Source organism: Oceanobacillus luteolus (assembly GCF_042678205.1).
GTDB classification, from domain to species: domain Bacteria; phylum Bacillota; class Bacilli; order Bacillales; family Amphibacillaceae; genus Oceanobacillus; species Oceanobacillus luteolus.
Map to the genome: position 1 here is coordinate 1 of NZ_JBHUDE010000131.1, position 15,399 is coordinate 15,399.

The following is a 15,399-nucleotide window of genomic DNA, read 5'->3' on the forward strand; positions in this document are numbered from 1 at the left end:
TCAAAAGGTGTCCTTTTTGTTTACTAAAATTATGATAAATAGAAAATAGCTTCGCGCAAAAAGCGCGAAGCTATTTTCTATTTACTGGGGTTTTGTCCCAGCCTCAATTATTTTATTCGTTTATATTCACTTTTTCTGCTTTTCTATTCAAGTGTAAAGATAACTCTTCCAGCTGCTCGTTTGATACTTGACTCGGTGCTTGTGTAAGTAAATCCGAGGCAGATGCAGTCTTCGGAAATAGGATTGTATCACGAAGGTTGGAGCGCCCAGCCAACAACATAATGATCCGGTCAAGTCCTAGTGCAATTCCTCCATGAGGAGGTGCCCCATATTCCAGTGCTTCCAACAGGAAGCCAAATTGGTCATGAGCCTCTTCTTCAGAGAAGCCTAGTACCTTAAACATTTTGTCTTGCAGTTCTTTCTGATATATCCGAATGGAACCTCCACCTAGTTCGTAACCATTTAAAACAAGATCATACGCATTAGCGCGGACATTTTCAGGTTCTGTTAATAATTTCTCTACATCTTCTTCTACAGGTGATGTAAACGGATGATGTGCTGCAAAGTATCGGTTTAGTTCCTCATCGTATTCCAACAATGGCCAATCTGTCACCCATAGGAAATTGAAAATGGATTGGTCAATTAAGTTCAATTCTTTACCAAGCTTCAATCGTAATGCTCCCAAGCTGTCGAATACCACTCGATTTTTATCAGCTACAAATAGGATGAGATCACCATCTGTAACGTCTGCCAACTCAACGAGCTGCTGCTTTTCATCATCGGATAGGAATTTTGCGATTGGTCCTTTCAAATCCGATCCTTCTGATTTCAACCATGCAAGTCCTTTGGCACCATACACATTCACATACTCTGTAAGTTTATCAATATCTTTACGGGAATAATTAGCAGCTTCTCCCTTGACGTTGAGCAATCTGACACTTCCACCGGCCTCAATTGCACCTTTAAATACTTTAAAATCAGAGTCCTTGAAAACAGGTGAAGCGTCGATCAATTCCATCCCGAATCTCGTGTCAGGTTTATCAGAACCATATCGATTCATTGCTTCATCATATGACATTCTCGGTAGTGGTAGTTCAATATCGATATCTTTTACTTCCTTCATGACATGTTTCATCATTTGTTCCGTCATATCCATAATTTCATCGCTTGTCAGAAATGATGTTTCAATGTCGACCTGTGTAAATTCCGGCTGGCGATCAGCACGTAAGTCCTCATCACGGAAACAGCGGGCGATTTGATAATATTTTTCAAAACCACTCACCATAATCAACTGTTTAAACAATTGTGGTGATTGTGGCAGTGCATAAAACTCTCCAGAATGCACCCGGCTAGGCACTAAATAATCACGGGCCCCCTCCGGTGTGCTCTTGGTCAAGATCGGAGTTTCCATTTCTATAAAGTCTTGCTCATTTAAAAACTCTCGAATCGCTTGTGTCGTCTGATGACGTAATTTAATGGTTTGTTGTAAAGTAGGACGTCTTAAATCCAAGTAACGATATTTTAATCTTAAATCTTCTGCTACATCTGTTTCATCCTGAATCATGAATGGTGGGTTTTTGGATTTATTTAACACTTTAATTTCAGAAGCGATGACTTCGACTTTGCCCGTCTTCATTAAAGGATTTACCGTGGACTCATCACGAGCCACCACCTTCCCTCTAACTTCCACAACATATTCAGAACGGATTGTATCTGCAATTTTAATCGCTTCACTGGAAGCGTCTGGGTTGAATACAACCTGAACAATCCCACTACGGTCGCGTAAATCGATAAAAATAAGTCCACCTAAATCACGACGTTTTTGTACCCATCCTTTTAGAACAATTTCTTGATTGATATGTTCTTCATTAATTGTCCCAGAATAAACTCTAGCAGTCACCATATCATTTACCTCCTGTCAATTTCCCATGTAAAGTTTCCAAAAGTTCTTCTTTGGGCAGAACCTTCTGCTCTCCTGTAGCCATTTCTTTTACAGTGACTGTACCTTGACTAAGCTCATCTTCACCTAGTATTAGAACATACTTTGCCCGATAACGATCAGCTGCTTTTAATTGAGCTTTCATTTTTCGTTGTTGATAATCCTTATCAACTTGAATGCCATTTGTACGAAGCTCATGTACAAGACGAACTGCAGCTTGTTCCGGCTCTTTACCGACAGCGACAACATAGCAATCCAGTTCATCATCATCCGGTATCTCAATTCCTTCAGCATCAAGCGCCATTAATAAACGCTCTAATCCCATTCCGAATCCGATTGCCGGGGTACTAGGTCCACCAAACTCCTCAACCATGCCATTATATCTGCCACCACCAGCAAGTGTAGTAATAGCACCGAAACCTTCCGCGTCACTCATGATTTCAAATGCTGTGTGGTTATAATAATCTAATCCTCGAACTAATGTTGGATCCACTACATACTCGATCCCCATAGAATCCAAATAAGCTTTTACATCCTCAAAATATATTTTTGATTCATCATTCAAATAATCAAGGATAGATGGAGATGATGACATCGCAGGGTGTTCCCTATCTTTTTTACAATCTAGCACCCGAAGCGGATTTTGCTCTAATCTCACCTGACAATCAGCACACAATTCTTCCTTATGTGGTGTAAAGTGATCTATCAAAGCTTGCCTGTGATCCGCTCTGCTTTCTTTATCACCAAGTGAATTAATGATGAGTTTTAAGGAAGTTAATCCTAAAGAGCGATAAACTGTCATCGCTAGATCGATTACTTCAGCATCTACCGCTGGGTCGGCACTTCCCAGTACTTCGACTCCAAACTGATTTAACTGACGCATTCTTCCTTTTTGAGGTCGCTCGTAACGAAACATCTCGGCGAAATAATACAATTTTACCGGTTGACTTGCTTCACCATAAAGTTTATTTTGTACATACGCCCTGGCAACCCCAGCTGTTCCTTCAGGTCTTAACGTTAGACTCCTTCCACCTCTGTCTTCGAAGGTGTACATCTCTTTTTGAACGATATCCGTTGTATCCCCGACTCCTCGCTGATAAACCTCAGTATGTTCAAATACAGGTGTTCGGATCTCACTATAATGATATCTGTTACAAATCTCTTTTATTTGATCTTCGACATACTGCCAAGCCTTTACATCTTTGGGTAGGATATCTACTGTCCCACGTGGTGCATTCATAGCCAAAACAATCTCTCCTTTACTCTATGTATAATTAAACTCTAGATAAATAAAAAAATCCCATCCCTTATAAAATAAGGGACGAGATTTTACCCGCGTTGCCACCCTAGTTGATGTTAAACATCCACTTTCCACAGTTAACGCCTGCAAGACGTACATGCCTACTGTTAGTTCGACATGTATCCTCGGGAATGTCTTTCATTAGTCTATGATATGAAAATGCTCTCAGCCACTGGCACTCTCTCTCTTCTCTATCTAGTTCCTAATTACTTTTTCCTTCATCGGTATTCATATTCGTATCATATTTGAATGATTATTATCATAAGCTGTTCCACTAAAATTGTCAAGAACGATTCCTCTCTTTTTGACTCATCTTTATTTCAATAGCTGTTCTGCTTTGGTCGGTAATATCCTTCGAATACAAATCGTCATTCTCCAATGCTAAAAGTCCGTTTCTATCTTCCATTGATAAACTTGAATACATCCTCGAGATATCTTTATATCCTATTCTCATCTTCATCCCTCCGACTATAGCTTTGCCATTATAGTAATATTTTATTATAATTTAGAATGGCAATAGTATATTAATGAAATCAAGTGATTGGAGGAACAGGATTGTCTTTTAAAAAAGTTAGTATTCTTAGCATTTTGCTTCTACTATTGGTGACATCACCCGTGCTAGCCAACGAAGCAATTATAGATGTAAATAACCTCAATGTCCGCAGCGGTCCAGGAACCGAATACGAACCAATTGGACAAGTTAATCAGGGAGAAAAGCATAAAATCTTAGAAGAAAATGAAGAGTGGATTAAAATTAAATTTAACGACATGGAAGGCTGGATCACCAAAGAATTTATTACCTCTCAAGGGAATGGTGCCAGCAATAAAGAAGCAGAACAGCCAATAGAGAAACCTACTATAACAACAATTACAATCCAGGATGACGATATGCACCTACGTGAAGGTGCGTCCATAGACTTCGACATCGTTGCCTTTGCAGAAAAAGGCCAAACATATGATGTACTGTCTGAGACCGAGAACTGGCTGGAGATATCGGATGGCAAAATAAAAGGTTTTGTTTTACGTGATAATATTGAAGCAACAACTAACACAAATGATGATAAAATGCAGAATAAAACAATCGTCATTGATCCTGGGCATGGTGGTAGAGATGTTGGAGCAATTGGTGTTAACGGTTCATATGAAAAAGAAATTACATACTTGACCGCTCACGAATTAGCGAAAGAATTGACAGCTCTTGGAGCGGAAGTGATTTTAACTCGTCAAGAAGATGAATTTATCCCCCTAGAAAGCAGAACTACTTTAGCAAACGCTCTCGCAACAGATGCGTTTATAAGTATTCACTATAATAGCTTTCCAGAAGTTCCCTCTGTCACTGGTATAGAAACATTCTATTACCATGATCAATATGAAGTGTTAGCAGGATTTGTTCATCAGGAAATAATAAAAGAAATTGATGAAAAAGATCGTGGCGTTACTTTTGATGACTTTCATGTAACTCGCCAAACATTTAAGCCAGGCATTTTATTAGAACTAGGTTTTCTTTCCAACGAAGAAAGCGAATCCCTTTTACTAACTACAGGATATCAAAAGAAAATTGTAACGGGTATTATCAATGGCCTACAGAAATATTTTGCACTAAACCCGTAAAACAAAAACCACAGGATTATATTACCTGTGGTTTTTACACTTTCAAATACTTTTTACTTATCTTTACTATCAATAATAATTGTTACTGGTCCGACGTTAGTTAGGCTTACATCCATCATGGCACCAAATTCGCCTGTTTCAACTTGAATATTTTCTTTCCTCAATTCAGCATTGAAAGCTTCATATAGTTGATTAGCTTCCTCAGGTTTTGCTGCATGGATAAAGCTAGGTCTTCTCCCTTTCCTCGTATCAGCATACAAAGTGAATTGAGAAATGGAAAGAATACTGCCTCCTACGTCCTTCAATGAAAGATTCATTTTTTCGTTTTCATCTTCAAAAATACGTAAATGCATAATCTTGTTCACTAGATATTTTGCATCTTCCACAGTATCTTCATGGGTGACCCCTAATAAAACGACAAGACCATGATCAATTGCGCCGATTATTTGTCCGTCGACTGAAACGGAAGCATCTTTTGCACGTTGTATAACTGCTTTCATGACAATAAATTCTCCTTACTGTACTACTGGATTGTTCGCGATACAGAGAATATATCCGGAATCTTCTTTAGCCTGCCTACAATTTTTCTAAGATGATTCGTATTTCTAATAAGAATGGTCAGCTGAACAACAGCCATTTTATTTTTATCCGTTTTTCCATTTACATGAGTTATGTTGGTTTTCATTTCATTTACGGCTTGCAAGACTTCATTCAATAAACCTTGTCGGTCATATCCAGAGATTTGCAGATCGACGTAATAATGTTTGGAATCTGTAAAATCGTCTTCCCATTCCACTTCAATATATCTTTCCTTCGCTTCATCTGTATCCAAATTAGGACAATCTGCTCGGTGGACAGAGACTCCGCGCCCTTTTGTGATATACCCATTAATTTCATCACCAGGTACTGGACTGCAACATTTGGCAAGACGAACAAGTAAATTGTCCACACCCTCTACCCGAACACCGGTATCCTTTTTATTTGTTTTCTTTTTCGCTTTTTCGGTATTTTCTTCAGAAAGAATCTTATTAAGATTCTCTTCCTCTTCTCTCTCTTTTCTTATCTTATCCGTCAACCTTGTTGCAACAAGGGCAGCTGTAATCCCTTGATAACCAACCGCAGCATAGAGGTCTTCCTCATTGGTAAAAGTGAATTTATCACATACACGCTTCAAATTCTCTTGAGTCAATACCTCTTTAGGCTGTATGTTCATGGCCCGGATTTCTCTTTCAACAGCTTCTTTTCCTTTACTAATGTTCTCTTCTCGTCGCTGTTTTTTAAAAAATTGTTTAATCCTGCTTTTAGCTTGAGATGTCTTTGCAATCTTTAACCAATCTTGGGATGGTCCATAAGAATGCTTTGAAGTCATTACTTCAATGATATCTCCGTTTTTCAATTTATAATCGAGCGGTTCCATTTTCCCATTAATTTTTGCACCGATTGTTTTATTACCAATCTCTGTATGAATTTTATATGCAAAATCGATGGGAACAGAGCCGGATGGCAGTTCAATGACATCACCTTTCGGGGTAAAAACATAGACCATATCAGAGAACAAATCTATTTTCAACGACTCGATAAATTCCTCAGCATCATGAGTTTCATTTTGCCAATCCAATATTTCTTTAAAAAGGGAAAGTTTTTCTTCGAATGACTTTCTTGATCCGCTTTTAACTTGTTTCCCCTCTTTATAGGCCCAATGCGCTGCAATTCCATACTCTGCAATTTCATGCATTTCCTTGGTCCGAATTTGAACTTCCAACGGGTCCCCTTTCGGTCCAATCACGGTTGTATGCAAGGATTGGTACAGATTCTGTTTAGGCATAGCGATATAATCTTTAAATCTTCCTGGCATCGGTTTCCAATTCGTATGAATAATACCTAAAACTGCATAACAATCTTTAATACTATTTACGATGATCCGCACTGCTAATAAATCGTATATTTCATTAAATTGTTTATTTTGTTTGATCATTTTTTGGTAAATACTGTATAGATGCTTTGGTCGTCCCGACATCTCCGCTTCAATATTTACTTCGGTCAGCTGGGCTGTCAATTGTTTAATGACTTCTTCTATATATGTTTCACGTTGCTCCCGTTTCTGTTTCATTAACTGTACAATGCGATAATATTGTTGGGGATTCAAATAACGTAGTGCAGTATCTTCCAATTCCCACTTGATTGTTGAGATACCGAGCCTGTGAGCTAGAGGTGCAAAAATTTCAATTGTCTCGTTTGCTTTTTGACGTTGTTTATGTGGTGGCAGGTGTTTTAACGTACGCATATTGTGCAGACGATCGGCAAGCTTGATTAAAATGACTCGGATATCTTTCGCCATTGCGACAAACATTTTCCGATGATTCTCCGCTTGAAGTTCCTCTTTTGATTCATATTTAATTTTACCAAGTTTCGTAACACCATCTACAAGGAGAGCAACTTCAATATTGAACTTTTCCTTGATTTCCTCAATGGATGTATCCGTATCCTCGACCACGTCATGCAGAAATCCTCCGGCAATCGTTTCGGCATCCATCTGCAGATCAACCAAAATCCAAGCTACTTGAACCGGATGGATTATATATGGCTCCCCTGACTTCCTGAATTGACCTTCATGAGACTCTTCCGCAAAGTCATATGCATGTTTAATAAAGGTAAGGTCGTCTTCGGATAAATATTCACTTGCCCTCGACATCAACTGTTCAATTGTAATAATTTCATCTTTTGCCATTTAATCACCTTTATCAACAATCTAATTCTAAATTTTGTGTACTGTAGCAAATCTTTTAAATTAATCTTTTAAATAACTTCAATTATATTCGTTTATTTCCCAACTGTCTATATAAAAAACTGGAAAACAATAGGAAAGCCATTATTTGACTATATTAGAAGAGGTCTGACTATCTAAGCCAGACCTATACTGTTTATTCATATTTCATTAAAGATAAAACTTCATAACCTTCTAATTTACTAATACCGTCCAGATAACCTAGCTCGATCAGAAATGCACAACCTACAACTACTCCCCCGAGTTCTTCAACTAATTTGATTGTCGCTTCAATTGTTCCGCCTGTTGCAAGCAAATCATCTGTTATTAGAACACGTTGTCCAGGTTTAATGGCATCTTTATGGATCGTCAATACATTTTTTCCGTACTCCAGCCCGTAATCCACTTCAATAACTTCACGTGGCAGCTTGCCTTTTTTCCGGACAGGCACAAAGCCTACACCCATAGAATACGATACAGGACAACCTATAATGAATCCTCTAGCTTCCGGTCCTACCACAACATCTATTTGTTTTTCTTTAGCAAAGTTTACAATATCATCTACTGCTGAGCGGAATGCTTCTCCATCCGCCATAAGCGGCGTAATATCCTTGAAAGAGATTCCTTCTTTTGGCCAATCATCAACTATCTCAATGAATTTATGATAATCCATTTACTATTTCCTCCTTTGGCTTAACCAAATAATCCATATGGCTTTCAAACCATTTCTTGAATTGTTCGTAGTTTGAATAATATAAAGTCTGTTCTACTTCTAATTTTCTTAAACGTTCTTGATATATTCGGGATGTTTCCAGATCTTTCTTATCGGGATTTGGCTTGATGGAGAGAACTCCATGTTCTACTGAAATAAATTCAAGTTCCGAGAACACTTCTACCATAAATAGTATATGTTCCTTAGACCAAGATTTTGCCTTCATAATCCCTGAAACTTCCCGATTCATATCCACTGTCTTTCTTTTGTGAATCAAAGCATATAGCCAGATAAAATCTTCCCTGGAAGGGAAAGTTTTCAGATATGCACTTTCATGAACTTTAAAACAAGCATAGATGTTAACTGGTTTTATCTGTTTTATTATAGCAATCAAATCATTTAGATCTGTAGGCATATCAATTAATACGAGATGATCAGCTTCATTTAAATTCATAACATCTATATTATAATCAATGCGCTGTATATTAGAGTCCAAAAGTGGTTCGCGAGAAACAGCAATCGTCTTTTCTTTATCAAGGAAACTCAAATCGACATTTCGCTTTCCACGATAATCGAATAGTTGCCATTCATCAATTTTTACATCTTGAATCATTATTTGTGGTTTTCGATTTCCATTCCATTCATTGATTCCTAATTCACCAATCACTTGTAATGGAGTATTTGGCGAAATTTTGTGGTATACTTCTCCGATACCAAACCCGATTCCATCAAGTACATTTCCATCTTTTTGGAATTGAAGCTTTAGATGGTTTCGTTTACTACCTATTAGCCTTTTGTCTGCAGGGATCTCTTTCACTTTGAATATCGGCTTAGGGTTTCCCATTCCATATGGCGCCAACCTATTGATTTCATCAATAATATGCTCATTAATATCTGAAACCTCTACGGTTCCACTAATTACAATTTCTTGTTTAAAGTCTTCTTCTGTCAGTTGTTCCGCTACGAAATTATTCAAAGCTGCTTGTAACTCTTCAATATTATCCTTTGCAACTGTCATCCCTGCTGCTTGCGCATGCCCTCCAAACTTGAGGAAGAGATGACGGACCTTCATACAATTCTTAAACATATCAAAGGCCGGAATACTACGGGCAGATCCTTTAAGTTCATTCGTTTCAGGATTGAGATTCATGACAATAGCTGGCCGGTCGAAACGTCTAACGAGCTTCGATGCAACAATTCCCAGAACCCCTTCATTCCAATTCTCATTATACACAATAAGAACACCATTAGAATCTGGATCAACCATTTTTTCAGCTTCTTTTGTAATACTTTCAACAATTCGCTGTCTTTCTTGATTCAAACGGTTGATTTCCTCAGCTAGTTCATTAGCTTCCTCGAGAAATTCAGTAAGCAATAACTCAACTGCCAATCCTGCATCCTGCAGCCTTCCCACTGCATTTAATCTTGGACCAATCTTAAATCCGACATCCTCTTCTGCAACACTGCCTTCCAACTGACAGATTTGTTTCAATGCCAAGATACCAGGTGTGTTACTCGAGGTAAGTGCTTTTAGACCATGATAGACTAGTATTCGATTTTCTCCCCGTAACGGTACCAAGTCAGCAATTGTCCCGATGGCAACTAATTCCAGTAGGTGTTCAGGAAAATAACCTAATAGATGTTGGGCAAATTTAAAAGCCACTCCTACCCCTGCCAGCTCATTAAAAGGATAGTCTATGGAAAGTGCTGGATGAATAATGGCATAGGCATCTGGCAACTCATCCTGTGCCTCATGGTGATCAGTAATAATTAAGTCTATTCCAAGCTGCTTTGCAATCTCAGCTTCATGAACAGCTGTAATTCCATTATCTACAGTTATTATTAGTGTAAATCCATTTGTATAAGCTAAACGAAATGCTGTTTCATTCGGTCCGTATCCTTCCGTAAACCGGTTAGGTATGTAATAAGAGCAATTAGCTCCTAACTCTTCCAACGCTTTAATTAATACGGAAGTGGAGGTTACACCATCTGCGTCATAATCTCCGTAGACTAGAATTTTTTCATTCTTATTAATTGCTTCTTTCACTCTTAAAGTCGCTTTTTCCATCCCCTGTATATTTTCAGGATGGTGCAAGTCATCTAGTGATGGGGATAAGAACTTCTTCGCTTCTGATGCTAGGTGTATGTCCCGTTGCAGTAATAACTTTTCTACGACAGGAGAGATTTCTAATGGAATATCCTTAATCAATTCTGCATCAGTATCTATTTGTAACGATTTCCAATTCGCTTTACTATGTAACATAAATTCACCCCTGACCAATCTATTATACAAAAGACTGTCAGGGGTAGCAATTTAATTATATTTTTCTAATTCTCTTTTAGGATCTTTCCCTTTAGGCAGGCTTGGAATCTTTTCTGCTAGAACACCTTCTTTTATCAACATATCTCGTAACGTTCCATTCTGTTTTTTTAACTGGTTTATTTGTTTTTTCATATTATAGATTTTAAACATTCCAGCAACTGCTGTAATGATGCCTCCCATAAGGACTGAAAATAATATAACAAGAATAAGAGGAGATGTTGCGCTCCAGAAAAAATAATTGACTTCCACTGGTTCAATATTAATCACCGCGAATAAAGCAATTAGAATCGTGAGCACAATAGCTAAAATAACATAGCCTTGACCTTTTATTGCCATCTCCTCCTTAACAAATTATACTTGTGGACCTTCTACGCGTTTCTTCTTTCTGAAATCCAGTGGTTTTTCTTTTAGATTCCGTCCACGCCACACGAGCCATATTTGTGCTGCAAGGAACAGGGAAGAATATGTTCCTGCTGCAAGCCCGATTACTAAAGCCAGTGTAAATGTAAAGATGGACGACGTACCAAGTACTAGAAAAGCGAGTATCGCAATCAATGTTGAAATTGTTGTATTCATTGTACGTGTAAACGATTGGATAATACTTTTATTAATAATGTTTGCAAGTACTTTAAAGGACGTTACCCGTTTTTCATAACGAATATTCTCCCGTATCCTATCAAAAATAACTATCGTGTTATTCAGAGAATACCCAATAATCGTTAAGATAGCCGATACGATTGTAATATCGAATTCCAGTTGAGTGATGCTGAAGATAAATAACATAATCGCAACGTCGTGTAGAAGTGCAATAATTGCTGTAATCCCAAAAATGAGTTCAAACCGAAATGCGATGTAAATAACGATGAATACTGAAGCAATAGCTACAGCGTAGATCGCATTCTTCACCAGCTCTTCGCCCACAATAGGTGAAACAACACTAACACCTGGTTCTGAACCATACATCTCTGTGAAAGTTCTCTGTAGCTCGGCTATTTGAGTCTCTGATAGCACTGTATCAAAGCGGGCTACTGCTAAGTCGTTATCCTCGCCTGAAAGTACTAGAGAACTTGCTTGGACACCAAATTCATCAAACGTTGACTCCACATCTTCCAACTCGATTGCTTCGTCTGCAACAATCTCAATTCTGGAACCACTCGTAAAGTCTATTCCTGGGTTGAATTGGAAAATAATGACCGATACAAATCCTAGAATCATAATAATTCCAGTAGTCAAGAAAAACTTTTTACGATGCTGAACGATATTGACTTCTCTACCAAACAGTTTCGGTTCTTCTTCTGGTGCGGCAATATCCCTGATTTCCTTATTTTTTACCCCAAACCATGTTTTCTTATTCTTTAAATAACCGCTTTGTACCCAGAATCCAAGAAGTAATCTAGTTCCAAATACTGCAGTAAGAAAACTCATTAAAATACTAATGATTAACATTGTCGCAAACCCTTTTACAGAGCTTGTACCAAAGACGAATAAGGTAACCGCTGCAATCAGTGTTGTAATATTCGCGTCAAGAATTGTACGGAATGAGTTATTTCCACCAGCTTTAAATGCTGCTTTGACCGACTTCCCGGCCCGAAGCTCTTCTTTATAACGCTCAAAAGTGATGACGTTGGCATCTACCGCCATACCAACACCAAGAATAAGAGCAGCAATACCCGGAAGAGTGAGTATCCCATTCATTAACATAAAGACGGTTAAAACCAGGTATGTGTAGATTACAATATTAATTGATGCTATTAACCCTGTGAAACGATAGGCGAACAGTAAAAATAAAATAACGAGCGCCACACCAATAATACCCGCAATTACTGTATCATTGAGTGCTTGCTCTCCAAACTGGGCCCCCACTGAAGTCGAGAATATTTCATTCATATACACCGGCAAGGAACCTGAATTGATGATGTCGGCTAACGCCTTAGCCGATTCAACAGTAAAGTTGCCACTGATCATAACGTTTGATGTATGTAATGGTTCGTTCACACTCGGTGCAGAAACAAATTTCGGGTTCTCTTTCAATACTTCTTCTTTAAAAGAGTCTCCTTCTTGAAAGTCCATCCATATGACCAACAAGTTATCCGGAGCTCCCATATTCGCAATTTGAGTCGTGACTTCTCCAAATTTTGATGCGTCATTCAGCTGTAGGCTAACAATAGGTGCTCCTGTTGTCGGATCAAAATCCTGTTTCGCACTGCCAGGCTTCACATCCGAACCGTCTAGTAATTCTTCATCATTTACATCACGGAAGGATAATTGAGCGGAGGTCGCGAGCATTTCTCTTGCTTCCTGTTGGTCTTGAACCCCTGCCAACTGAACACGGATTCGATTTTCACCTTCTATGTTGATAACTGCTTCACTGATACCGAGCCTATTAACCCGATCGTTTAACGTTTCAACGGTCCCTTCCATCAATTTTCTTGTAACTTCCTGGTTTTCATCAATAGGCTCTACTTCATAAAGAACCTCAAACCCACCTTGCAAATCTAAACCTAAACTTATATTTTTTGTAACTTCAGTTGTCGTTCCTCCAATCAATGCACCAAATAAAAGCACGATTAGAAAAAAGGCAACGAGTCTGCCTCTTTTTTTCATTATCAGACGTTCCTCCCTTATTTGTTCGGGTTTTTATGTATTTAATAATGCAGCAATCGAAGTCTTGAGATCATCATTCTCGTATGACTTAACGGTAAGATAACTTAAATAGATGGATGAATTCAAGTGCATGATGTCTGCCACCACTTCATAAATCCGTTTGTCAGGATGACCCTTCCACACTTTTTCGACTAGACAACCCCAGACATCTTCCTTTGTCGCCTGGTTATATCCCATCAAGTGCAACTCCTCCGCTTTGCTGTTTAAAAAAGGGGTAACCATTTGTTTCCAGTTCTTCACATTATCCATTTCTTTCATGATCCATCCTCCCTACAGGACTTATTATAGGAACTTGTCATGCCTGGCCAACATCTGAGCATATATATCATTGTATATGAATTTTTATTTTTTGAGAAGGCAGGACGATAAAATGACGAGGCAAACTTTTTTACAAGGGGCATTAATTCTAATTTTGGCAGGAATGATTACAAGATTCCTTGGATTTGTCAATCGGATTGTAGTAGCACGATTGATTGGTGAGGAAGGTATCGGTTTGTATATGATGGCATTACCGACTCTGTTTTTAGTAATCACTTTAACTCAACTTGGACTCCCCGTCGCGATAGCTAAACGGGTTGCTGAGGCAAATGCAGTGGGTGACCGTGAAAAAATTAGAAGTATCCTGGTCGTATCTCTATTAATCACCTCTATTACAAGCATTATCCTTACTATTGGAATGATCATCGGATCTCCATTTATTGCTTCAACCTTACTGACCGATGAGCGAACCGTTTATCCTTTGCTTGCCATTAGCCCAATTGTGCCTATTATAGCAATATCTTCTGTCTTACGTGGTTATTTCCAAGGCAAACATAATATGAAGCCTCAAAGCTACGCACAAGTGATAGAGCAAGTTGTCCGTATATTCTTTGTATATATTTTCATTAAGCTTTTACTCCCGTACGGTGTAGAATTTGCGGCTGCTGGTGCCATGTTCAGTGTTATCATTGGTGAATTTGTTTCCTTATTGTATATGCTATACCAATTTAAACGAAGAGATTCAAACAAGAAGCGTAATCGGATATTCCATTATATAAGATCGAGCAGAGATACAATAAGGGGGCTATTTTCCATTGCGCTGCCAAGCACAGGGAGTAGGTTGATTGGTTCTATCTCTAATTTCCTTGAACCAATTCTAGTATCCCAATCACTCGCCATTGCAGGATTGACGACCTCTATGGCAACTAAATCATACGGAGAACTTACAGGCTATGTTATTCCTTTACTCTTTCTTCCGACATTTATTACGCATTCTTTAGCCATTGCGTTGATTCCAACCATTTCAGAGGCAAGTGCAAAAAATAACCAAGCGATGATTCATTACCGTATTCATCAAGCGATACGAATTTCTTATGCCTCTGGAGCAATCGCAACGATAGTACTGTTACTATTTTCAAAACAAATACTGTTGTTTATGTATGGAACTTCCAGTGCAAATTATTTACTTGTCCTTATGGCGCCGTTTTACATTTTACTTTATATTCAAGCACCGTTACAGGCTGCACTGCAAGCCTTGGACCTCGCAAAAGAATCTATGTGGAATACGTTGATTGGCGCATTCATGAAACTTTTGATTATTTTCGCGTTGGCTCAGCATCCTGAATTCGGAATGAGCGGAGTAGCAATAGCCTTGTCCACCTCAGTCATACTTGTCACGCTTCTTCACTTAGGTGTCCTTAACAAAAAAATAAAATATCAGATTCCCGTGAAAGACGTCACAAAAATGATCAGTCTCTTTTTCATCACATTTTTCGTCGGCTGGGTTTTAAAAGAGTTTTATATGTTTACCGGTTCCAGTTTGATCATGTTTGCTATCGTAAATCTGATCCTTGTATTTATTTATATTGTTTTTCTATTCCTTCTCCGCTTTATAACAAAGGAAGAGTTACGAGCAATTCCTTTTCTGCAAAAATGGATTCGATAGGAAATAGTCATTCTATTAGAGCACCGTACTGAATAGGATGATATAAAAGGACAAACCATAAGACCTGCGGTGATATGTCAAGAGTAAAATAAATGATTATTGAGTTATCAAGGTTCAATTATCTTAAAAAAGGCAGCACTAAACTAACCCAGTAATATTTAC

The 15,399-nt window shown here is 38.3% G+C and carries 12 protein-coding genes and 1 other annotated feature; of the genes, 2 read left to right on the top strand and 10 right to left on the bottom strand.

What is annotated here, in order from left to right:
• Positions 1–112: 112 nt before the first annotated feature.
• The 3 genes from aspS to ACFSBH_RS14105 form a co-directional block, all read right to left on the bottom strand.
• Positions 113–1,903, bottom strand: a complete 1,791-nt coding sequence (aspS, locus tag ACFSBH_RS14095) for an aspartate--tRNA ligase (protein ID WP_379598157.1) — start codon at positions 1,901–1,903, stop codon at positions 113–115.
• A 1-nt stretch (position 1,904) separates the two neighbouring features.
• Positions 1,905–3,185, bottom strand: a complete 1,281-nt coding sequence (gene hisS, locus ACFSBH_RS14100; protein ID WP_251509949.1) for a histidine--tRNA ligase — start codon at positions 3,183–3,185, stop codon at positions 1,905–1,907.
• Positions 3,186–3,253: 68 nt separating this feature from the next.
• Positions 3,254–3,470, bottom strand: a binding site (T-box leader).
• A gap of 52 nt (positions 3,471–3,522) precedes the next feature.
• Positions 3,523–3,663 carry a hypothetical protein gene (locus tag ACFSBH_RS14105; protein WP_379598159.1) on the bottom strand — a complete coding sequence of 47 codons (141 nt, stop codon included), beginning with the start codon at positions 3,661–3,663 and terminating at the stop codon, positions 3,523–3,525.
• A gap of 131 nt (positions 3,664–3,794) precedes the next feature.
• Between ACFSBH_RS14105 and ACFSBH_RS14110 the strand changes: the two genes are divergently transcribed.
• Positions 3,795–4,850, top strand: coding sequence for an N-acetylmuramoyl-L-alanine amidase (locus ACFSBH_RS14110; RefSeq protein ID WP_251509945.1), 1,056 nt, complete (start codon positions 3,795–3,797; stop codon positions 4,848–4,850).
• Positions 4,851–4,903: 53 nt separating this feature from the next.
• On the opposite strand, the gene dtd is transcribed toward ACFSBH_RS14110, so the two are convergent.
• The 7 genes from dtd to ACFSBH_RS14145 all read right to left on the bottom strand — a co-directional run bounded on the left by dtd (position 4,904) and on the right by ACFSBH_RS14145 (position 13,571).
• On the bottom strand, positions 4,904–5,350 hold the full coding sequence (gene dtd, locus ACFSBH_RS14115) for a D-aminoacyl-tRNA deacylase (RefSeq protein ID WP_251509942.1): 447 nt from the start codon (positions 5,348–5,350) through the stop codon (positions 4,904–4,906).
• Between the two features lie 23 nt (positions 5,351–5,373).
• Positions 5,374–7,578 carry a RelA/SpoT family protein gene (locus tag ACFSBH_RS14120; RefSeq protein ID WP_379598162.1) on the bottom strand — a complete coding sequence of 735 codons (2,205 nt, stop codon included), beginning with the start codon at positions 7,576–7,578 and terminating at the stop codon, positions 5,374–5,376.
• Between the two features lie 193 nt (positions 7,579–7,771).
• Positions 7,772–8,287 (bottom strand): adenine phosphoribosyltransferase, encoded by a 516-nt coding sequence (locus ACFSBH_RS14125; protein WP_251517448.1) that lies wholly within the window; start codon positions 8,285–8,287, stop codon positions 7,772–7,774.
• Positions 8,274–10,589, bottom strand: a complete 2,316-nt coding sequence (gene recJ / locus ACFSBH_RS14130) for a single-stranded-DNA-specific exonuclease RecJ (protein ID WP_379598164.1) — start codon at positions 10,587–10,589, stop codon at positions 8,274–8,276. Before recJ ends, ACFSBH_RS14125 begins: the two co-directional genes overlap by 14 nt.
• Before the next feature lie 51 nt (positions 10,590–10,640).
• Positions 10,641–10,985 (bottom strand): LapA family protein, encoded by a 345-nt coding sequence (locus tag ACFSBH_RS14135; protein WP_379598166.1) that lies wholly within the window; start codon positions 10,983–10,985, stop codon positions 10,641–10,643.
• Positions 10,986–11,000: 15 nt separating this feature from the next.
• A complete protein-coding gene (gene secDF, locus ACFSBH_RS14140) occupies positions 11,001–13,253 on the bottom strand; it encodes a protein translocase subunit SecDF (RefSeq protein WP_379598168.1) in 2,253 nt (750 codons plus the stop codon).
• A 33-nt stretch (positions 13,254–13,286) separates the two neighbouring features.
• A complete protein-coding gene (locus ACFSBH_RS14145) occupies positions 13,287–13,571 on the bottom strand; it encodes a post-transcriptional regulator (protein WP_379598170.1) in 285 nt (94 codons plus the stop codon).
• A 112-nt stretch (positions 13,572–13,683) separates the two neighbouring features.
• Here ACFSBH_RS14145 and spoVB point away from each other — a divergent pair, with 112 nt between their 5' ends.
• A complete protein-coding gene (gene spoVB, locus ACFSBH_RS14150; RefSeq protein ID WP_251517433.1) occupies positions 13,684–15,237 on the top strand; it encodes a stage V sporulation protein B in 1,554 nt (517 codons plus the stop codon).
• The last annotated feature ends 162 nt before the right edge of the window (positions 15,238–15,399 follow it).